The organism is Brucella thiophenivorans (assembly GCF_002252445.1).
In the GTDB taxonomy this organism is placed as follows: Bacteria; Pseudomonadota; Alphaproteobacteria; order Rhizobiales; family Rhizobiaceae; genus Brucella; species Brucella thiophenivorans.
Window position 1 is genome coordinate 36064 of the sequence record NZ_NNRJ01000009.1, and the last position, 20032, is coordinate 56095.

Below are 20032 nucleotides of genomic sequence, written 5' to 3' on the forward strand. Positions count from 1 at the left end.
TAATTTTACTCTGGGAGGAGAGAATGGCAGTTGTAGCAGGCCTTATAGGTTCTGGCTTCATGGGCAAAACCCATGCTTTGGCTCTTGCGAACGTAACCCGGGTTTTCAATCTGCCAACAGCAGTCGAACTGCACACATTAGCCGATGTGGACGAAGCAGTGGCCAAACGCGCGGCGCTCCAGTTTGGCTTTGCGCACTCCACAGACAACTGGCGCGAGCTAATTAACAACCCTTCAATCAAGCTTGTCCATATCACCACACCCAACCGCTTTCACAAGGAAATGGCGCTTGCCGCGATTGACGCGGGAAAGCATGTCTATTGTGAAAAGCCACTAGCCCCCACCGCTGCCGAATGCCTTGAGATGACGCTCGCTGCCGAACGAAAGGGCGTTGAAACCGCTGTCGGCTTCAACTATCTGAAGAACCCGATGATGAAACTTGCAAAGGACATCATCGAGAGCCGTGAAATAGGGGAAATTAGAAATTTTCGCGGCATTCATGCCGAAGACTTCATGGCCGATCACCGCATTCCATGGACATGGCGACTTGATCCGGCAGGTGGCGGCGGTGCACTTGCAGACATTGGCAGTCATATCATTGCCGCAGCACGCTATCTGGTTGGCCCGATCGCCGAAGTGATGGGCAAAAGCATTACCGCAATCACTACGCGCCCTGATCAAGCCGATCCATCTGAGATGAAAGCTGTAGAGGTCGACGATATTTGCCATGCCTTTGTCTCGTTCGAAAATGGTGCCACAGGAACACTCGAAGCGAATTGGGTGGCAAGTGGCCGCAAGATGCAGCATGAATTTGAGATTTCCGGCTCAAAAGGATCAATCTTTTTCTCGCAAGAACGTTTTAACGAACTCGATCTTTTTCTTTTCTCCGACAAAAAAGGCCAACAGGGCTTCCGCAAGATTTTCGCTGGTCCCGATCATAAACCTTATGGCGAATTCTGCGTGGCTGGCGGACATCAGATCGGCTTCAACGATCTGAAAACCATAGAATTGCGCGACTTTTTGCTGAGCATAATAGGCCAGACTCCGGGACACGCAGATTTCCGCGAGGGCTATGAAGTGCAAAGGATAATTGAAGCCATCTATGCCTCTAGCCGCGAACGGCAGTGGAAGACCCTATAAATTTTGACGGCAATTTGAGAAGGCGCTTCAAACAATGTTTAGTCTCAAAATTCTCTTCTAGGCCGTTTGGACGATTATGTTTTGGAGCGTGTTATGGATGAAAATAGTACAGGTTTAGGAGCAAAGCCGAAGGTGGAGTGGTTCTCCATCAAGGTTCTGCGACGCAAAGCTGGGTTATTTTCACCATATCCCTTCGGGACGTGGTGGATTTTCTCTCTGAATGCGTCGAACAACCTTTGTGGAGAACCACTCCATTGGCGGTCTGTTCTCCTGTTCAGAAACAAAATCCGTCTCACGCCACGCCCGAAAAATAATCGTCCACACGGCCTAAGAACTTTTAAGAACTAAGCTTGGACGGGTGGCTCGGTTTGTCAGAACAGGTCCGGGCGCTTGCTCAGAGAATTTTGCCTTGGTTATGGCCCATCATATATAAAGTAGGTCTCGTCCAGAAGCTGCCGATCAAGGAATAAATATGGTTGCCGAGAATTATAACAGCCCAGTTAATGGGTAATTCCGACACCAGCATCAGAAACTGCCCTGTGGCCGCAGAGATCGATTTCTCCAGTTTTTATTGACGCCTAAACCGCTCGACGAACCCCCTCTTACCCGAGTTTCTTTGGCGTCCATCGAAAAAGCAAACCTAATTTTTGTCAAAATACCCATTCAGTCCACCGAGGTGAACTGCGATTTCTAGTCAGTATTGAAGAGGTTGAGTTTGATATGACGGGCAAGTGTACCGCGTCGAAAGCCAATATGGGTTCTCGCGCGATCATACCGTCAGGATATTTCCTACTACCAGCAGCGAAGCCGAAGTCAGGCAAAAAGTCAGTTATCTTAGCTGTTGAAACTTTCTAAGTGAGCTCACTCTGTCTGTTATACCACGACCGCCTTGCTATCTCCCAAAACTTAACTCTTCATGGAAATACCAAGTTATTAATTCCTTGAGGAGGTTGCCTGGATTCGAACCAGGGGATGCCGGTACCAAAAACCGGTGCCTTACCGCTTGGCTACGCCCCAACGTGTAGGTGTGGATAGACGCTCTCTATTAAAAACTCAAGTGCCAGTTTTTGGTTTGGGTGTTATTTTTTAACACACTGAAAATGCTGACTATCAAGCTGCGAACACGCGATACCAGGAGCTCAAGCATTTTCAATCCAAATGGTTCAGACGAACTTGGTTTACGTTGGTAACGCGCTTCTGCGTTTTGCTTTAAACCTGATCTGAGATTTGTTTGGCAACTTCCATAACCGAACACAGAAATATAAAAATTAAATAGAAATTCTCACATCATTCCTTAGCTGAAATGTGGTGGACCGAGTCATATCCAACTTGATTCTTTGAATACTATTCACGATCGAATAGTCAAAACCACTCAAATAATCCGGGTTTTCCCTGGGCGTCGCCGTGACAACCTATTAGGCCTAAGTCTTTGAATTTTATAAATAATGGTGGGCCCGGAGGGACTCGAACCCCCAACCAAGCGGTTATGAGCCGCCGGCTCTAACCAATTGAGCTACAGGCCCCACGCAACACTGCACGTAGCGTAAAGAAACGCGGGACACAAGCTGTCAATTATACGATTTGCCCTAATACGCACATATTCGATTGCCATTCATGCAACTCAAGACAAAAGCCTATCCAATTTGAAGCGTTTGGTTGCAATTGCGCAGCGTTTCGCATCAGATAGTGGCATATTTTTCTTAGGGGGAACTTAAATTAATTAATGCGTAGACCAAAAAGCCTCAAGCGCTTTTCGGACAAAATGCGCAGCAAAATAAATAGTTATAGTACTCATCTTATTCAATCGAATTAGAAACCGTACTAACAGCAAGGCAGAATTGGTTTCTTGCAGAGACTGCCTTGCATCGGCTGTATCAACTTTCTCTACAGGAGATTTTATGAATAACCGCGCAACTACTCTTCTTGCCACCTCTTTATCGGCAATCATGCTTGCAGGCGCATTTTCACTGCCAGCGACAGCGCAGGAGAAGCATATGTCCAGACATCATGCTCGCATTTCGGTCTCGGGCGAAGGCAAGATGACCGCCGCCCCGGACATGGCTATTCTTAATCTCACCGTGCTCCGCGATGCAGAAACAGCGCGTGAAGCAATGACCGCCAATAATGAAGCAATGACTAAAGTTCTGGAGGCTATGAAAAAAGCTGGCGTCGAAGAGCGCGATCTCCAGACAAGTGGCATCAACATTCAGCCCCGCTATGTCTACCCAGACGACAAGAACGGTCTGAAAGAAGCTAAAATCAGCGGATATAGCGTTTCCAACGGCCTTACGGTTCGCGTGCGCGATTTGTCAAAGGTTGGCAGTATTCTTGATGAATCGGTTACGCTCGGCGTCAACCAAGGCGGCGATTTGACTTTCGTAAATGACAATCCGGCGGCCACCATTAACGAAGCACGCAAGCGTGCCGTTGCAGATGCTATTGCAAAGGCAAAAACGCTTGCTGATGCAGCTGGTATTGGGCTGGGCCGTGTCATTGAAATCAGCGAACAAAGTCGCCCGCCCATGCCAATGCCTATCGCACGTCAGGTGAAGATGATGGCGGCCGCAGCACCGCAAGATTCAGTTCCTGTTGCAGCCGGTGAGAACAGCTACGATGTTTCTGTGAATGTCGTTTTTGAAATAAAGGAATAATAATAGGACGCCTGGGCGCCCTCCTCTTCAATTTTCCATCAAAAAAGCCAGCCTGATAGTCGGGCTGGCTTTTATTGATTTAGGGCTTATGTTCAGCGAATAATTGGGCAACCGCGCACATTGGCGAAAACAACGCCGGTCGAACGACCATGACGGATACCGCGAACCTGAACTGATTTTCCGCGGTACGCAACGCGTGCGTTGCGGATTCCCATGCGGTGTGCCTTCATCTTCGCACTTTCAACAGAACATGCAGGGCCACGATAAGAGGAACGTCCGGGATGGCGATTACCCCGGTAGTCGATATTTATCACTGACGAATGTGCCGCTGTGCTCATTGCGGGCACGGACGAAGGGGACGCGGCATTTGCGGAAGCGCCAGCACTGAAAGCCGCGGCCAAACCAATTGCAGCAGTAACAACGAATGACTTAAACGAAATTGCAGACATCTTGAAATCCTTTCAAATTTTTGTCAGGCGATGCTCACCTTACACACCCAACAAGTACTCGATGAAAGATGAACACAAACCTCGCCGTGTATTCACATGGCGTTCAGTTTGGTAAAGAAATAAGGATAATTTGAAGATTCCAAAATTAAATTTACTGTCTTTTCAGTAACTTAGCGAGCTTCAACTGTTAATTGCTCGAAGCACGAGTACAACATTAAACTTAATTAATGGAAGTGTTTTTAATCCAGCGGAACCATATGCTGGATATATTCCTCTTCGTCTGCCAACTCATGATCAAAAGCAGTTACTTTACCCCGAATGGAAACCCCTGCCTCATAGATCGTATCCGGTGACCCCGAAACCAGCGGGTGCCACCAATAGAGATCAGCCCCCTCTGCAACCAGCCGATAAGCACAGGTGGCGGGTAGCCAGTTGACCTCATAGACGATCTCAGGCGTCAGAAACACGCAATCAGGAACTGTCTTGCGGCGGTTTGGGTAGTCGCTGCACTTGCAGCTCTCTGCATCCAGCAGCGTGCAGGCCACCGTTGTCCAATAGACTTCCTCGGTATCATCGTCCAGCAACTTATGCAGGCAGCATTGACCGCACCCATCGCACAGGCTTTCCCATTCCTGCCGGTTGAGTTCTTCAAGAGATTTGGTCTGCCAGAAAGGTTTTTTATCCATGCGGGTGCATATAGAGTATTTGCAGCAAAAGTGCGTAGCGGTTTTGAGTCGCATAACGCGTAAAAATAAGAGCCTATGCAATTAGTAAGCAAATGGCATGGGCAAATCGCCGCCCTTCCCTATTGAAACAAACGTGATGCTACGTTAGAGAATGTTCATCATCCTTATGATCGTAAGCGTCTTACGTTAAGCAACGCATCAATTCAGCCGGGAACGGCGATTTGCTTTGATGTTTGGTTGCGCGTTCCCCGCCTAATATTCAGGAATACACATGTCTCAGTTTAACGGTTCACGCCGCAGAAAACTGCCAGCGCGCTATGCATCTATTGTGATGCCTCTTATTCTCTCAATTATGATGACATTTGTTGTCTCGCTGATCGCAACAGCAAAAAGCCTCGGCTTCACCCATCCCGATCTCGCTTATAACTGGATGACCTCGTGGGCGCTGTCATGGGCAATTGCTTTCCCAGTCCTTCTGGCCATATTGCCAATGGTTCGAAGGATGGTCGGTTTCGTCTGCCATCTGCATTAAAAAAAGCCGCGTATTATTCATACGCGGCTTTTTCAATTCGATTGTAGGTATCTAGCGGAAAATCGCTTCGCCTTGCTCATCAACGATCTGACGACCTTTATTGAGCGAAATGCTGGCTGCGTCTTCAATGCCCGGGCAACGATCTGCACGCACAAAACGGTGCTCTTTCAGTTCACCACCTATGGTCTTCGAGATCACACCACAAACCTGATATTGACCACCTTCACTATAAGGTGTTGCAATAATCAGGAAATCTTTATGCTCAAGGCGTCCGGCTTCTTTTGGTGCTACTGGGGTTTCTTCTGCTGAGCTGCCGCCGAAAAGGCGTTTCAAAAAAGACATAACGCTCCCTCTCTTTAGAGCGCACTTCGATCTGATTCAATAAGAACGACGCTCTATATCTTTGTTTTGAAGCGCATCCCGAAAACCGTTTCACACTTTTCGGGATGCGCTCTCATAAAATTCGCCCGAAACCATATCCGGCATCGGGCTATATATTTTTAGCTGTCGAGGAACGAACGCAGCTTGCGCGAACGGCTCGGATGCTTGAGCTTGCGCAATGCTTTCGCTTCGATCTGGCGGATACGTTCACGCGTTACGGAGAACTGCTGACCAACTTCTTCAAGCGTATGGTCAGTGTTCATGCCGATACCAAAGCGCATACGCAGCACGCGTTCTTCACGCGGAGTCAGCGATGCGAGAACACGCGTCGTCGTATCGCGAAGGTTTGCCTGGATAGCGGCATCGATTGGCAGCAGTGCATTCTTGTCTTCGATGAAATCGCCAAGGTGTGAATCTTCTTCATCACCGACAGGCGTTTCAAGCGAGATCGGCTCTTTCGCAATTTTGAGAACCTTGCGCACTTTTTCAAGCGGCATGGCCAGCTTTTCAGCCAGTTCTTCCGGCGTTGGCTCACGACCAATTTCATGCAGCATCTGGCGCGATGTACGAACGATCTTATTGATCGTTTCGATCATATGCACCGGAATACGAATGGTGCGTGCCTGATCCGCAATCGAACGGGTGATTGCCTGACGAATCCACCATGTCGCATAGGTCGAGAACTTGTAACCACGGCGATATTCGAACTTATCAACCGCCTTCATCAGACCAATATTGCCCTCTTGAATGAGATCGAGGAACTGAAGGCCACGGTTGGTATACTTCTTGGCAATCGAGATAACGAGACGAAGGTTGGCTTCCACCATTTCCTTCTTGGCAATGGTTGCTTCGCGTTCGCCCTTCTGAACCTGATTAACGATACGGCGGAATTCACCGATCGAAATCGCAGTTTCAGTAGCAAGCATCTGAATTTCCGAACGGAGTCGATCAATCGCCCGTTCTTCTTTGGCTGCGAAATCTTTCCAGCCGCGCGCTGTCAAAGTGCTGACGCGCTCAACCCAGTTTGGATCAAGTTCGTGACCCTGATATTCTTTCAGGAAATCTTCACGACGCACGCCAAAGGATTCCGCCAAGCGAAGAAGCTTGCCTTCGTTCTGAACGAGACGCTTGTTAATGTCGTAAAGCTGTTCAACCAGCTGCTCAATACGGTTCTGGTTCAGCGAAAGCGACTTAACCGCCTTAATCAGCTGATCTTTCAGTTCCTTGTAGCGGCGTTCCTGGCTCGAAGACAGATCAGCGGCAGCGGCCAAGCGGCTTTCGACCTGCTGGTCCTGCAACTTGCGCAGCTTGCGATAGGTATCAGCGATCAGATCGAGCGTTTCCATAACCTGTGGGCGTAGCTCGGCTTCCATGGCCGCCAGCGACAGGTTGGCTTCGTCCTCGTCGTCTTCTTCCTCTTCCGCAGGCATGTCGCCGCCGACATTGGTAATGTCGTCGTCATCACGCGAGCGGCGTGGACCCTTATCATCACGTGGCTTCTCTTCTTCCACGCGCTCAACGATAGGCGCTTGCTTGGCTTCAGGGCCGGCATAAGTGGTTTCGAGATCAATAATTTCGCGCAGCAGAATGTTGGATTCATTCAGCTGTTCGCGCCAGATAATGATAGCCTGAAATGTCAGTGGGCTTTCGCAAAGCCCGGCAATCATCGTTTCGCGACCCGCTTCAATACGCTTGGCAATGGCGATTTCGCCTTCGCGCGACAGAAGCTCGACCGTACCCATTTCGCGCAGATACATGCGCACAGGATCGTCGGTCCGGTCCGTTGGCTCTTTCTTGGTTGTGGTGGCAGCTACGGCAGTGCCAGTTGCCTCAACCAGATCGCCGCCTTCTTCCTGCTCATCATCACTGTTGTTGTCGTCGCGATCAGTTTCCTGCTCATCGTCTTCAACAACGTTGATGCCCATATCCGACAGCATAGCCATCGTGTCTTCGATCTGCTCAGATGTCACTTCTTCGGAAGGAAGCACAGCATTCAGCTCGTCCATTGTGACGTAGCCGCGCTTCTTCGCAAGCTTGATCATCTTCTTGACAGCATCGTCAGAAAGGTCGAGAAGCGGCCCGTCGGTCGCACCTTCGCGCTCGACTTCGGCTTCTTCGTTTTCCTTAGCCTTCGTTGCCATATTGCTCGTCTCCAGGCGACACCGGTCGCGTCTAAGATATATAGAGTGGTCAAACGGTTTTGCGAGAGCGCCGTTTAACTGTTGATTCTGCGAATAGCTGATTTCACGTTAATGCCGGATTAACCCTGCCTTCATTAACGGATCCTGCTGTCTCCAAATTCCTGTGGGTAGATCCGGTATCAATGGTCGCCATAAAGGCCCTGCCCGGTCTGTAATCATTGCCCATCAAGGTGGAATTCAGGAACTCATCCAGGTAACGTCTGCAATATCAGTTCTTTATTCCTTGTCTGAACTGTCGTGATTCCGTCATTTGTGCCGCACGTCAAAAGCGACTCACCTGATTCGGGTCTAAAAAGCGAATCATTTATTGTCGCGGCGCATTCTCAGGCCCTCAAGTCACGCCTGATTCCCGCAAATCAGCGATTTCACCGGCGCGTTATCTTGAAGTGATTCGGCTATGAATTAGGACGAACCGGCACTACGACCAGAAGACAATCCAAAACCATCAATAAGCGCTTCCGTGGCTTCGGCCTGAGCAATCTGCTTTTGAATATCAATGAGGCGGGCAAAGACTTCACCCGTTTCATCACTATCAAGCGATGCCTCAACAGCACGCAACTCCCTATGTAGGGTGCGCGCGCGCTGATGCAAGTGAAGCGCCTGTTTTAACGCTTCACGCACATCATCCTCCGCAGCCTGCGCTGTGGCTGTCCATTCGCGGGTCCGACGCACCGTTGCCTCAAGCATTTCGATCAGTTCAACATGACCGGCTGCGACCAGCGCCTTGCGCATTGCAAAACCATCATCCACATGACCTGACGCAAGAACGTCAAGCATTGCAAAATGCAGAACCTTCAAAGCCTCATGCTCAAAATCAAGCGCTGCCATTGCCTCGAAATCTTCTTCGATCAAGCGCGGATGATTAAGCAGCATCAGCACAATCGCCGTTTCGCGCAAAGGTGCATTGCGCCCCTTCACCACGTTGGACCGTGTCAGGCTGTCTGAGAAAGCAAGGCGTCCTCCAAAGGCTGCGCCGCCTCTTCCGCCTTGCTGCCCACGGGGATTATTGCCCTTGCCGCGATTGAAATTACCGTTGCCGCGCTGGCCATTTTGCCTTCCCTGCCCAAAGAAAGCCTGCGCACGCTCACGCATTTCCTGACTGTAGTGACGGCGAATATCTTCATTGGCAATGCGGCTGGTGATTTCGCGCAACCGAGCTTCAAGTTCGGCACGTCGTTCGGGCGTATCGAACACACCGCTTGCGGTTTCGCGCGTCCAGACCATATCGACAAGCGGCTTGGCATCGCGCAAGACTGCATAAAAAGCCGATGGACCTTCTGCCTTGACCAGATCGTCGGGGTCCTGCCCCTCCGGAAGCATTGCAAAACGCAGCGATTTGCCCGGCTGCAAACTGGGCAACCCAAGATCAGCAGCACGATGCGCTGCACGCACGCCAGCGCCATCACCATCAAAGCACAGGATTGGCTCAGGGCTGATACGCCAGAGCAATTCAAGCTGCTCTTCGGTCAAAGCTGTGCCAAGTGGCGCTACGGCCTGATGAATCCCAGCCTGTGCCAGCGCAATCACATCCATATAGCCTTCAACGGCAATGATGGGCTTTGCTTCTTCACCGCCCTGTGGCTGACAAGCTTTTCGTGCACGCAAACCGTTGTAGAGAATGCGGCCTTTATGAAAGAGTTCGGTCTCGGGCGAATTCAGATATTTTGCAGGCGCATCAGCGGAAAGCGCGCGACCACCAAAAGCGATGATCCGCCCACGCAAATCCTCAATCGGGAACATGATACGGTCACGAAAACGATCATAGGATACGGCAATACCTTCGCCATGGACAACAAGACCGCAAGCCTCGATCTGATCTTTCGCCACCCCCTTGGAGGCCAAAAACTCTTTGAGAGCATTGCGTGACTCCGGTGCATAGCCAATCCGGAATGTTTGCTGCGTTGCACTGGAAAGCCCGCGATCACGCAAATAGGCACGCGCTTTCGCACCCGATGCACTTTGCAACTGGCTCTCAAAAAACTGTGCTGCAAGCTCCATCACTTCATAAAGCGTTGCGCGTTGTGCCTCGCGCTTTTCCATTTCTGGATCACGCTCAGGCATCGGAACGCCTGCCATATCTGCAACGCGTTCGACAGCTTCCGGAAAACTAGCACCCTCAAGCTCGGTCAGAAATTTGAAATGATCACCGGTCACGCCGCAACCGAAGCAATGGTAACGCCCCTTGCGGTCTTCACAGTGAAAGCTCGGCGTCTTCTCGCCATGAAATGGGCAGCAGCCCCAGAAGTCGCCCTTGGGTGGATTACTCTTCTTGCGATCAAACGAGACGCGCGTTCCGATCAGCGTCGAAATCGGCACCCGATCTCTTATCTCATCAAGGAATGAAGGCGGAAAACGCATTGAGATTGTTTCTTTCAGGTCAGCAAGCTGTATAGTCTATAGCCTATATAGGCTTGCGCGCAGATGCAGTCCATCACCCTGGCAAAACCCTCCCCGTTAATCACAAGCTGCGAACAACCAGTACGGCAAACCGTTTTGTCACAAAACTGTCACATATCCTTCACGTGAGCGCCGCTAGGCTTGATTTTGAAGGCATTCAGGCCCATATTCTTTAACTGATATGATTAGCCGGAACATATTTTTTCTCTTTTTGTTGCGTAGACTTAACTGAAATATTTGTTCCCCCGCCTCCAACCTGAAAGGAGTTCCCGTGAACGGTTCTCTTGTCCTTTTGCATCTTGCCGGTGCTGTTGCCCTCCTGCTGTGGGCCACACGCATGGTGCGAACAGGTGTGGAGCGGGCCTATGGTGATCGCTTGCGCCGTCGTTTGCGCAACCAGATGCAAAACCCGCTGCTTTCAATTGCCTTTGGTCTTGCGCTTGCAATCGCACTGCAAAGCTCGACAGCAGTCACACTGCTGGTCGGCTCTTTCGTCGGATCAGGCATTGTTAGTGGCGTCGCAGGCCTGATGGCGGTGCGCGGTGGCGAGCTTGGTTCGGCGCTTGTCGTCAAGATCCTGAGCTACGATCTCACACTTCTGGTGCCGCTCTGCCTTGTATCGGGCACCGTCATTTTCATGACGACAGAACGCCGTGACTGGCGGCAGATCGGGCGTATTCTCGTCGGTATCGGCCTGCTCATCATGTCATTGGAAATGACAGGTCATGCAACCGAACCACTACGTCAAAGCGAACTTCTGCCCGTCATAGTCGATTACCTTTCCGGTGATCCAGTGACTGCCTATCTGCTGGCAGCGCTTATGACGTGGCTGTTTCATTCAAGCATCGCAGCCGTCATTCTGCTGACCACATTTGCATCACGCGGACTGATCACTCCTGAACTGGCCGTGGTTATGGTGCTTGGCGTCAATCTCGGCTCTTCGATTATTGCACCTATCCTGACCCGCAATGCGCCACCTGAAACGCGCGTTGTACCGCTTGGCAATCTTTTGATGCGTGGAGCGGGCTCCTTGGTGATCCTCATCCTGTTTGAAACCTTCAAGCCATCGATTGCTTTCCTCGGTGGCGATCCGGTTTCGCAAGTGGTCAACGCGCATATTATGTTCAATGTCATTGTCATGGTCGCAGGCATTCCTCTTTCAGGATTGGTTCTACGCGCAACGGAAGCACTGGTGCATCTCAATGCCGACAAAAACGCACCCTCTCAACCGCTTGAGATCGAGGAATATAGTGCGCTTGATACGACAGTTCTTGATCGGCCCTCGCAGGCACTTGCCAATGCAACGCGCGAAGTGGTGGGCGTCTGTGACACAATTGAGGTCATGCTGCGACGCATTATCGACCTGTACGAAAAACCCGATCAGGCACGCATCAATGAACTCGCGGCTTTGGATGACCGGGTTGATAAAAAACACGCAGCCATCAAGCTTTACCTTACCAAGGTTGCAAGCAAGGATCTTGATGAATATGAAGCGCTGCGTATGCAGGAGCTGATGGGCGCTTGTGTAAAGCTCGAACAGGTTGGCGACATCATCGTGCGCAACATGCTCGCGCATGTTCAGAAAAAGATGGATCACAATCTCGAATTTACCGAGGAAGGCTGGAAAGAGCTAAGCCACTTCCATGCCATGGTGCTCGCCAATGCGCATATGGCCTTTAACGTGATTGTCTCGCGGGATGGCCACACGGCGCGTCAGCTTGTGCAGGAGAAAGACAATCTGCGCGATCTGGAAAAGCAGACAAGCATGCGCCACTTCTCGCGCCTTCGCGATGGTTCAACCCGCAGCATCGAAACAAGCACCATCCATCTCGATACCATTCGCGATCTCAAGCAGATTAATTCGCTGCTGGCATCAATGGCTTACCCAGTTCTTGAAGAACAGGGTCTGCTCGGTACAACACGCCTGAAAACGATCAAGCAAGGTTCATAGAAAACGTTCAGAAAGGCTACGGGTCTTTCTGAACGCATAAAAGAACATGTCATCTACCGAATAACGACGTGACGCTAAAAATCGATCACCACTGAAGGTGCGCTGCGCTGTGCTGCACCATGGTAAACCGCCTCAATGTTATTGCCATCGGGATCGAGCACGAAAGCCGCATAATAATCGGGGTGATAAGGACGCTCGCCGGGAGCACCATTATCCTGACCGCCATTGTCCAGTGCGGCGCGGTAAAACGTGTCAACTGTCGCGCGATCTTTTGCCTGAAAGGCCAGATGGTGCCGGCCCGTCAATACACCGAGTGCGGCTGGACTATCCGCCGACGACACAACAAGTTCGTCGGCCCAGAAATAGCCGTCAGATGTCACATTGATAGGAATATCCAGTACGGCCAGAACAGCCGTATAGAAATCCTGACTGGCCTTAAGGTCGCGGACGACAAGCTGAATATGGTCAATAAGCCTGCCGCGATGCAGTTGCATAGTTTCCATGGTCGTTCATCCGATGTGGGTTTATTTTTGCGTCGCAAAATTCCTGACGGGTGAATGATCAGAATGCTTCAAGATGATACTTTCAGCAATATAAAACGCGCAAGACTTCTAAAATCCGAATGCAAGCAGGGATCGCTATCTGCTGGCATTCGGGGTTTCTATTGCGGAGCATACCTCGGATGCGCAGTTCTCAGCGTTTTATTGCAGCAGTGTTTTCACCAAAGCGCTGGCCTTGGTGAAATCCATCTGGCCAGCATAGCGCTCTTTAAGAGCGGCCATGACCTTGCCCATATCGCGCAAGCCCTGAGCGCCAATATCGGCGATCACATCTGCGCAGGCTTTCTTGATCTCGTCTTCACTCATCTGCGCTGGCAGAAAATCATTGAGAATGAGGATTTCCGCACGCTCGCCTTCAGCCAATTCGATGCGATTGCCTTCTTCATAAATGCGTGCGGATTCTTCGCGCTGCTTGACCATCTTGCCAAGAATGCCAAGCAGTTCTTCATCGCCAACGGGGTCTTTTCCCGCACCGCGATTGGCAATATCGCGATCCTTGACCGCTGCCATGATCAGACGCAGTGTGGACAAGCGAAGCTTATCCTGCGCCTTCATAGCGGCGGTCATTGCATCAGAAATCTCTTGGCGCAGCATATGTTTCTCCTAAAATCTGTAAACTGTTCAATTAAACCCGCTTCTATTCTAAAAGCGGGGGCATAAGCAATCACACGCCCAAATCCGACATTTCATGAAAAGCTTGCAATCAGGCAATTGACCCGGAGTGCAAGTTTCTCTATTCCTCAAAGCTTAGCAGGACATCGGTATGTGCTCACGGCGGGAAGTTTAATCCCCGCTGCTTTTTGGCGCATATATGGCCCCGAAAACACCGGTTTTCAAGTTGCTCAGCCTTGAGCGGCTTAAACATGGACACATGCCGCATGACTGATAAACCAAAAACGCGCGCCGGACGGCAGCGCGAAACCACGCAGGAGTGCACGCCATGACCAAATCCCCATCGAAGACAGCACCCTGGACAATTGCCAAGCGAACCGCCGTTCTGGTGCTGGCGGACGGCACCGTTATTGAAGGTCAGGGCGTTGGCGCAACCGGCGCGATTGAAGCGGAAGTCGTCTTCAACACCGCCCTTACCGGCTATGAAGAAATCCTGACCGACCCTTCCTATGCAGGCCAGATCGTCACTTTCACGTTCCCGCATATCGGCAATGTCGGCGCAAACGCTGAAGACATCGAAGACCTGACACCCGCCAATCGCCACGGCGCAGTCGGTGCGATCTTCAAGGCAGACATTACCACGCCATCCAATTTCCGCGCCTCTGAACACCTCGACGCTTGGTTGAAAAGCCGCGGCGTCATCGCACTGACCGGCATCGACACCCGTGCGCTGACCGCTCTTATCCGTGAGCGCGGCGCACAGAACGCCGTCATCGCGCATGACCCGGAAGGCAATTTCGACATCGATGCACTCAAGGCACGCGCCGCCAGCTGGTGCGGCCTTGAAAACCTCGACCTCGCAAAAGATGTTACCATCGGTCAGAGCCAAACTTGGGATCAAACTCCATGGGCGCTCGGTGAAGGCTACGGCGAGCAGGGCGACGCCCCATATCATGTGGTTGCGCTCGACTTCGGCGTGAAGCGCAATATTCTGCGTCTGCTCTCGGGCCTTGGCGCGAAAGTGACCGTGCTGCCTGCAACGGCGACCGCAGAAGACGTGCTGGCTTATAATCCAGACGGAATTTTCCTATCGAACGGCCCTGGCGATCCGGCTGCAACTGGCGAGTACGCTGTGCCAACCATTCAGAAGCTTGTTGATAGTGAACTACCGGTTTTCGGTATTTGCCTCGGCCACCAGATGCTGGCATTGGCGCTTGGTGCCAAGACCGAAAAGATGCATCAGGGCCATCATGGTGCAAACCATCCGGTCAAAGATTACACCACCGGCAAAGTTGAAATCGTATCAATGAACCACGGCTTTGCGGTTGATTCCGACAGCCTGCCGGATCATGTCGAAGAAACACATGTTTCGCTGTTTGACGGCACCAATTGCGGCCTGCGCGTTATCGGTAAGCCGGTCTTCTCCGTGCAGCATCACCCTGAAGCTTCGCCCGGCCCACAGGACAGCCACTATCTGTTCCGCCGCTTCATCAATCTGATCCGTGAGAAGAAGGGCGAAGCGCTCCTGCCTGAACGCGAAGAAGCTGCTTGAAATCAGCTATGAACTAAAAACGAAAGCCGGGATTTGATCCCGGCTTTTTCTTTATTCATAGTCATCTCAGCGATCAAATATCGCCACTAAATGTATCACAGGAATCGATCTTCCCGCTATCAAAACCGCGCTGGAACCATTTTGCGCGTTGCGCCGATGTACCGTGGTTGAAACTTTCCGGCACAACATATCCCTGAGAGCGCTTTTGCAGCGTATCGTCACCAATCTGATGCGCAGCATTAATCGCTTCTTCGAGGTCGCCCGCTTCCAGAATACCTTTCTGATCAGTGTAATAACCCCAGACACCTGCAAAGCAATCCGCCTGCAATTCGACGCGCACTGACATTTGATTGGCCTGCGCCTCGTTCATTTGCTGACGCATCTGATTGAAACGCGGCAGAATGCCGAGCAAGTTCTGCACATGATGCCCAACCTCGTGCGCGATCACATAGGCATTAGCGAAGTCACCCGATGCACCAAACTTGGTCGCAAGCTCGTTGAAGAACGTCAAATCGAGATAAAGCTTGCGATCTCCGGGGCAGTAGAACGGACCCGATGCCGAAGAGGCCATGCCGCAAGCAGAACGCACGCCATCCGAGAAAATAACCATTGTCGGCGGTGCGTAAGCCTGTCCGCGCGATTGGAAAATACCGCTCCACGTGTCTTCGGTTTCAGCCAGAATCGTGCGTGCAAATTGCGTCGCCTCATCATTGGCAACCTTGCCACCGCTGCTCTGCTGGCTCGTTTGGGTTGACTGAATGCTGCCATCACCAAAAAGCAACGGCAGCGGATCAATACCAAACGCGCGTAGTACAAAAAACATCACGACAAGAATGAGAATGCCGGAGATACCGCCGCCTCGCATAATGCGAAAGCCCGGACCACCACCCATGCCGCCGCCGCGAAAGCCCCCGCCTCCGCTTTGTTGTCCACGTACGTCTTCGACATTATCGCTTTGTCTACGGCCTTGCCAACGCATGGACCAACTCCCCTTAACCGCACCGTTCAGTCACTAAAACGGCATCAATCTATTGCCAGTAATTGTCGCACAAACTGTTGTCACAGCAACATAAAAAGTAAATGGCAAAGCCGATCACAAACCAACAACCTACCGTAACACAAAACGACAGGCCGCACCTCTTACGAGAAATTTCGCAAATGCCCGCATTTTCTTTGAAATAAGGGCATTTGTGGGGTTCCGCTTTCGCTCATCATTGCCTATAAGGCCCACTTAGCCCACAGAATATACCTCTGCCAACCCGCCGGTAAACCGAGCGGGATTTTCTGGCAGGCTAAAAGCATGTCTCTCAAAAGTGGGAACCGGTTTTGAGACAAAGACATGCGTTAACACTAAGAACAAGGATGACGCTCCCATGCCGAAACGTACAGATATTAAATCGATTCTGATCATCGGCGCGGGCCCAATTGTTATCGGTCAGGCTTGCGAGTTCGATTACTCCGGCACGCAGGCTTGTAAGGCGCTGAAAGAGGAAGGCTATCGCATCATCCTCGTCAACTCCAATCCGGCAACGATCATGACTGATCCGGATCTGGCAGATGCGACCTATATTGAGCCAATAACCCCTGAAGTTGTTGCAAAAATCATCGCCAAGGAACGCCCGGACGCGCTGCTGCCGACTATGGGCGGTCAGACCGCACTCAATACCGCATTATCGCTCCGCCGCATGGGCGTTCTTGAGCGCTACAATGTTGAGATGATCGGCGCCCACGCGGAAGCCATCGACAAGGCAGAAGACCGCGCCCTTTTCCGCGAAGCCATGGACAAGATTGGTCTTGATACGCCCAATTCCATGTTGGCCAATGCCACTGAAATCAAAGATGAAGACCGTAAGCGTCACGAAGCCAAGCGCAACGAAGTAAAGTCGCAACACACGGGCGACGACCTCGATAAGGCGCTCGACAAGCTCGAAACCGAATGGCAGCTGGGCGAAGTCGAACGCAAGCAGCGCTACATGAGCCATGCGCTGGCCAAAGCAGCACAGGCGATGGATTTCGTTGGCCTACCAGCCATCATCCGCCCAAGCTTCACGCTCGGCGGCACCGGCGGCGGCATTGCCTATAACCGTCAGGAATTTTTCGAGATCATCGAACGTGGTTTGGATGCATCGCCAACCACCGAAGTGCTGATTGAAGAATCGGTTCTCGGCTGGAAAGAATATGAAATGGAAGTCGTCCGCGACAAAGCGGACAATTGCATCATCATCTGCTCGATCGAAAACCTTGATCCAATGGGCGTGCATACAGGTGACTCTATTACAGTAGCCCCTGCTCTGACACTGACTGACAAAGAATACCAGATCATGCGTAACGCCTCAATTGCGGTGCTGCGCGAGATCGGCGTTGAAACCGGTGGCTCAAACGTTCAGTTCGCGATCAACCCGGCCAATGGCCGCATGATCGTCATCGAAATGAACCCGCGTGTATCTCGTTCTTCGGCACTTGCTTCCAAAGCAACCGGCTTCCCTATTGCCAAGGTCGCGGCCAAGCTTGCCGTCGGCTACACGCTGGACGAACTCGACAACGACATCACCGGCGGTGCCACGCCTGCATCGTTCGAACCTTCGATCGACTATGTCGTCACCAAAATCCCACGTTTTGCCTTTGAAAAATTCCCCGGCTCCTCGCCGATCCTGACCACCGCCATGAAGTCGGTGGGTGAAGTGATGGCCATTGGCCGTACTTTCCAGGAAAGCTTGCAGAAGGCGCTGCGTGGACTTGAAACCGGCCTCACCGGTTTCGACGAAATCACTATTCCTAATATTGAGGAAGGCGACGAAAAGAACGCGATCCGCGCCGCCATCGGCACGCCAACGCCAGATCGTCTTCGCATGGTCGCTCAGGCTATGCGCCTCGGCCTCACCACTGAACAAATCCATGACGTCTCAAAGATCGATCCGTGGTTTTTGGAGCAGATAGAAGAGATCATCAACACTGAAGCGCGTATTCGCGAACATGGCCTGCCAAAGGACACAGAAAATCTGCGCAAGCTCAAGTCGATGGGCTTCTCCGACGCTCGCCTTGCAAGCCTGATTGGCAAAGATGCCGAAGACATCGCAAAACTGCGCAATGAGCTTGATGTGCATCCGGTCTTTAAGCGCATCGACACCTGTGCTGCGGAATTCGCTTCACCGACCGCTTACATGTATTCGACCTATGAAACGCCTTTTGTCGGTCAGCTGCGCTCAGAAGCAGAAGTTTCGGATCGCAAGAAGGTCGTCATTCTCGGCGGTGGTCCAAACCGTATTGGTCAGGGCATCGAGTTCGATTATTGCTGTTGCCATGCGGCCTTCGCGCTTAATGATGCCGATTATGAAGCCATCATGATCAACTGTAACCCGGAAACCGTATCGACCGATTACGACACCTCGGATCGTCTCTACTTCGAGCCTCTGACTGCCGAAGACGTGCTGGAAATCCTGCGCGTTGAGCAAGAAAAAGGCACACTTCATGGCGTGATCGTCCAGTTCGGTGGCCAGACCCCGCTCAAGCTTGCAACAGCACTTGAAAAGGCCGGTATTCCAATCCTCGGCACGTCGCCGGATGCAATCGACCTTGCAGAAGACCGTGACCGCTTCCAGAAGCTTCTCATCAAGCTCGGCCTCAACCAGCCAAAGAATGGCATCGCCTATTCGGTTGAACAGGCCCGCCTGATTGTTGCCGACCTCGGCTTCCCGCTGGTTGTGCGTCCATCCTATGTTCTGGGTGGCCGTGCCATGCAGATTATTCACGATGAACGCGGCTTGCAGACTTATCTCCTCGACACCGTTCCTGAACTGGTGCCGGAAGACATCAAGGCCAAGTATCCGAACGACAAGACCGGCCAGATCAACACGCTTTTGGGCAAGAACCCGCTTCTGTTTGATACCTATCTGACACAGGCTATCGAAGTGGATGTGGATTGCCTTTGCGATGGCAAGGACAGCTATGTTTCCGGGATCATGGAGCATATCGAAGAAGCTGGCATCCACTCGGGTGACAGTGCCTGTTCGCTACCAGTTCACACACTGTCAAAAGAGATCGTCGCTGAACTGGAACGCCAGACTGCATTGCTTGCCAAGGCACTCAATGTCGGCGGCCTGATGAACGTGCAGTTTGCCATCAAGAACGATGAAATCTTTATCCTTGAAGTGAACCCACGCGCATCGCGTACCGTTCCATTCGTCGCAAAAACCGTTGGCACGCCAATTGCCAAGGTTGCGGCCCGCATCATGGCAGGTGAAAGCCTTGAAGATGCGATCAACGCCTATGGCGGCAGGCCACAGCCAAATGCCCGCCCGCACATCGCGGTTAAGGAGGCTGTGTTCCCATTCGCCCGTTTCCCCGGCGTTGACACATTGCTCGGACCTGAAATGCGTTCGACCGGAGAAGTCATGGGGCTCGACTATGATTATGCACTGGCTTTCGCCAAGGCACAGCTTGGTGCAGGTGTTGAACTTCCACGCGAAGGCACGGTTTTCGTGTCAGTTCGTGACGAAGACAAGGAACGTGTACTTGGTCCGGTGCGCAAACTGGCAAGCATTGGCTTCAAGGTTATGGCAACGGGCGGAACCCAGAAGTTTCTTGAAGATAATGGTATTGAATCAACCAAGATCAACAAGGTTATCGAAGGTCGTCCGCATGTTGAAGACGCGATCCGCAATCGTCAGATTCATCTGGTCTTCAACACGACCGACAGTGCGAGCGCTGTCTCGGATAGCAAATCGATTCGCCGTGCAACGCTGATGCAGAAGCTGCCCTACTACACCACAATGGCCGGTGCAGAAGCTGCCGCCGAAGCCATTGCGGCTCTTAAAGCGGGCTCGATGGAAGTCCGTCCGCTTCAGGATTACTTCCGCGCATAAGCGTTAAATCAGCGATTGAAAAAGGCTGCAGATGAAAATCTGCGGCCTTTTCATTTTCA

General features: G+C 51.7%; 14 protein-coding genes and 2 tRNA genes. 6 read left to right on the plus strand and 10 right to left on the minus strand.

Annotated elements, in window-relative coordinates:
• Positions 1–23 precede the first annotated feature (23 nt).
• A complete protein-coding gene (locus CEV31_RS01790) occupies positions 24–1139 on the plus strand; it encodes a Gfo/Idh/MocA family protein (RefSeq protein WP_094505193.1) in 1116 nt (371 codons plus the stop codon).
• 944 nt (positions 1140–2083) lie between these two features.
• On the opposite strand, the gene CEV31_RS01795 is transcribed toward CEV31_RS01790, so the two are convergent.
• Positions 2084–2155, minus strand: a tRNA-Gln gene (locus CEV31_RS01795).
• A 430-nt stretch (positions 2156–2585) separates the two neighbouring features.
• Positions 2586–2662 (minus strand) — tRNA-Ile (locus CEV31_RS01800).
• Between the two features lie 375 nt (positions 2663–3037).
• Here CEV31_RS01800 and CEV31_RS01805 point away from each other — a divergent pair.
• The gene (locus tag CEV31_RS01805; protein WP_094505194.1) at positions 3038–3790 is read left to right on the plus strand and encodes an SIMPL domain-containing protein; all 753 of its coding nucleotides are present in this window, start codon (positions 3038–3040) and stop codon (positions 3788–3790) included.
• A 92-nt stretch (positions 3791–3882) separates the two neighbouring features.
• Here the strand turns inward: CEV31_RS01805 and CEV31_RS01810 are convergent, their stop codons facing one another.
• The gene (locus tag CEV31_RS01810; RefSeq protein ID WP_094505195.1) at positions 3883–4239 is read right to left on the minus strand and encodes an antifreeze protein; all 357 of its coding nucleotides are present in this window, start codon (positions 4237–4239) and stop codon (positions 3883–3885) included.
• A gap of 239 nt (positions 4240–4478) precedes the next feature.
• Positions 4479–4925 (minus strand): YcgN family cysteine cluster protein, encoded by a 447-nt coding sequence (locus tag CEV31_RS01815; protein WP_094505196.1) that lies wholly within the window; start codon positions 4923–4925, stop codon positions 4479–4481.
• Positions 4926–5196: 271 nt separating this feature from the next.
• Here CEV31_RS01815 and CEV31_RS01820 point away from each other — a divergent pair, with 271 nt between their 5' ends.
• Positions 5197–5457: a DUF2798 domain-containing protein gene (locus CEV31_RS01820; protein WP_094505197.1), complete on the plus strand. Its 261-nt coding sequence runs from the start codon at positions 5197–5199 to the stop codon at positions 5455–5457.
• Between the two features lie 51 nt (positions 5458–5508).
• Here CEV31_RS01820 and CEV31_RS01825 read toward each other — a convergent pair whose 3' ends face one another.
• The 3 genes from CEV31_RS01825 to dnaG form a co-directional block, all read right to left on the minus strand.
• Complete coding sequence (locus CEV31_RS01825) at positions 5509–5799, minus strand: HlyU family transcriptional regulator (RefSeq protein ID WP_094505198.1); 291 nt, start codon at positions 5797–5799, stop codon at positions 5509–5511.
• 158 nt (positions 5800–5957) lie between these two features.
• Positions 5958–7979, minus strand: a complete 2022-nt coding sequence (gene rpoD, locus CEV31_RS01830) for an RNA polymerase sigma factor RpoD (protein ID WP_094505199.1) — start codon at positions 7977–7979, stop codon at positions 5958–5960.
• A 462-nt stretch (positions 7980–8441) separates the two neighbouring features.
• A complete protein-coding gene (gene dnaG, locus CEV31_RS01835; RefSeq protein WP_094505200.1) occupies positions 8442–10397 on the minus strand; it encodes a DNA primase in 1956 nt (651 codons plus the stop codon).
• Between the two features lie 310 nt (positions 10398–10707).
• On the opposite strand from dnaG, the gene CEV31_RS01840 reads away from it, so the two are divergent.
• Complete coding sequence (locus tag CEV31_RS01840; RefSeq protein WP_094505201.1) at positions 10708–12387, plus strand: Na/Pi cotransporter family protein; 1680 nt, start codon at positions 10708–10710, stop codon at positions 12385–12387.
• A gap of 74 nt (positions 12388–12461) precedes the next feature.
• On the opposite strand, the gene CEV31_RS01845 is transcribed toward CEV31_RS01840, so the two are convergent.
• A complete protein-coding gene (locus CEV31_RS01845; RefSeq protein WP_094505202.1) occupies positions 12462–12890 on the minus strand; it encodes a VOC family protein in 429 nt (142 codons plus the stop codon).
• A gap of 198 nt (positions 12891–13088) precedes the next feature.
• Complete coding sequence (locus CEV31_RS01850; RefSeq protein ID WP_094505203.1) at positions 13089–13541, minus strand: GatB/YqeY domain-containing protein; 453 nt, start codon at positions 13539–13541, stop codon at positions 13089–13091.
• Positions 13542–13887: 346 nt separating this feature from the next.
• Between CEV31_RS01850 and carA the strand changes: the two genes are divergently transcribed.
• Positions 13888–15111 carry a glutamine-hydrolyzing carbamoyl-phosphate synthase small subunit gene (gene carA / locus CEV31_RS01855; protein WP_094505204.1) on the plus strand — a complete coding sequence of 408 codons (1224 nt, stop codon included), beginning with the start codon at positions 13888–13890 and terminating at the stop codon, positions 15109–15111.
• Positions 15112–15184: 73 nt separating this feature from the next.
• On the opposite strand, the gene ypfJ is transcribed toward carA, so the two are convergent.
• Complete coding sequence (gene ypfJ / locus CEV31_RS01860) at positions 15185–16090, minus strand: KPN_02809 family neutral zinc metallopeptidase (protein ID WP_094505205.1); 906 nt, start codon at positions 16088–16090, stop codon at positions 15185–15187.
• Positions 16091–16484: 394 nt separating this feature from the next.
• Between ypfJ and carB the strand changes: the two genes are divergently transcribed.
• Complete coding sequence (gene carB, locus CEV31_RS01865; protein ID WP_094505290.1) at positions 16485–19973, plus strand: carbamoyl-phosphate synthase large subunit; 3489 nt, start codon at positions 16485–16487, stop codon at positions 19971–19973.
• Positions 19974–20032: the final 59 nt, after the last annotated feature.

Coding starts and splice junctions, on each gene's coding strand:
- CEV31_RS01790 (WP_094505193.1), top strand. CDS start 24: ATGGCAGTTGTAGCAGGCCTTATAGGTTCTGGCTTCATGGGCAAAACC.
- CEV31_RS01805 (WP_094505194.1), top strand. CDS start 3,038: ATGAATAACCGCGCAACTACTCTTCTTGCCACCTCTTTATCGGCAATC.
- CEV31_RS01810 (WP_094505195.1), bottom strand. CDS start 4,239: ATGTCTGCAATTTCGTTTAAGTCATTCGTTGTTACTGCTGCAATTGGT.
- CEV31_RS01815 (WP_094505196.1), bottom strand. CDS start 4,925: ATGGATAAAAAACCTTTCTGGCAGACCAAATCTCTTGAAGAACTCAAC.
- CEV31_RS01820 (WP_094505197.1), top strand. CDS start 5,197: ATGTCTCAGTTTAACGGTTCACGCCGCAGAAAACTGCCAGCGCGCTAT.
- CEV31_RS01825 (WP_094505198.1), bottom strand. CDS start 5,799: ATGTCTTTTTTGAAACGCCTTTTCGGCGGCAGCTCAGCAGAAGAAACC.
- rpoD (WP_094505199.1), bottom strand. CDS start 7,979: ATGGCAACGAAGGCTAAGGAAAACGAAGAAGCCGAAGTCGAGCGCGAA.
- dnaG (WP_094505200.1), bottom strand. CDS start 10,397: ATGCGTTTTCCGCCTTCATTCCTTGATGAGATAAGAGATCGGGTGCCG.
- CEV31_RS01845 (WP_094505202.1), bottom strand. CDS start 12,890: ATGGAAACTATGCAACTGCATCGCGGCAGGCTTATTGACCATATTCAG.
- CEV31_RS01850 (WP_094505203.1), bottom strand. CDS start 13,541: ATGCTGCGCCAAGAGATTTCTGATGCAATGACCGCCGCTATGAAGGCG.
- carA (WP_094505204.1), top strand. CDS start 13,888: ATGACCAAATCCCCATCGAAGACAGCACCCTGGACAATTGCCAAGCGA.
- ypfJ (WP_094505205.1), bottom strand. CDS start 16,090: ATGCGTTGGCAAGGCCGTAGACAAAGCGATAATGTCGAAGACGTACGT.
- carB (WP_094505290.1), top strand. CDS start 16,485: ATGCCGAAACGTACAGATATTAAATCGATTCTGATCATCGGCGCGGGC.